Annotated in this window: 1 protein-coding gene; it reads left to right on the plus strand. The window is 58.0% G+C overall.

All coding sequences use genetic code 11. From position 1 onward, the window contains the following. Nucleotides 1–442: 442 nt before the first annotated feature. Entirely contained in the window at nt 443–700 is a 258-nt protein-coding gene (locus tag CWO89_RS44580) for a hypothetical protein (RefSeq protein ID WP_130584425.1), read from the plus strand. The last annotated feature ends 221 nt before the right edge of the window (nt 701–921 follow it).

Here is a 921-nt window from a genome sequence, read left to right on the forward strand (position 1 = left end):
ATTAGGGAGGCGTCGGTCATGGTTGAATTGCTTGCGGTCCTCCTCGCCGCGCCCGATGCAGACACCGCCATAGACGGAATGCATCAGGTCGTGCTGGAGGTCAGAGAGCGCCTCAATCTGATCAAGGAGCACCTGGAATGCTCCTGATCCGGCTGTTGATCATGCGCTACCGGCTCAGACTGGCGCGGTGGGCGATCCGGGGAAGCCTGAGGCTCGCTGAGCTTCACATCTGGCTTGCCCCGAGGAGGTGACCTAGGGGGAGCGTCCGGCGCCCTGGGAAATTTACGGGTGGCCCGCCGGTTAACGCCGGCAGCCCACTCTGCTACAATCCACAAGTGATCGGCAGCTCTCGGCATCGCGTTGGTTGATGGCGGTGCCGAGGGCCCGGTACTTTTATGCATTATTGTCCCGGGCGCGAGGCATCCCGCTCACAACGGAGGTCATGCCCAAATTCTCATTGTCAGGTATGGTACCCGAAATGGTTAGGTTGATTTTGATTGTTTCCGTTGCTTTGGCTCTGGCCGCGGGCGCTGGACAGGCTCAACAGGGCGCGCCTCGCAAAGGCTCCCCTCAAAAGTTGGAAAGATGCAAGCAGCTCGCTACCGAACGTGGTTTCTCAAGCGCGGGCGGACAGATGAAAGGACAAGGTCGCGCAAAGAAAGAGTTCGTGATCGCCTGCATGCAGGGGAAGCAAAGCTGAGCAATCGCTTAACCTGCTAACGATCCTTCGGCCTGGTTCGCGCCTGCGGGTCGTTTTGTTCTCGCTTTGCAGCGTTCTAGGAGATGAACAATTTGTGGTTGGCGTCGTTCTGGTCTGATGAAACTGTACTATTTTGACATCCGACAAGGTGACGAGACTTTCCCTGATGAGGAAGGTCTGGAACTCTCAAAGAAGGCGCGCAGGAAGAGGCGGCCCCGCTC

Source organism: Bradyrhizobium sp. Leo170 (genome assembly GCF_004296405.1).
GTDB lineage: Bacteria > Pseudomonadota > Alphaproteobacteria > Rhizobiales > Xanthobacteraceae > Bradyrhizobium.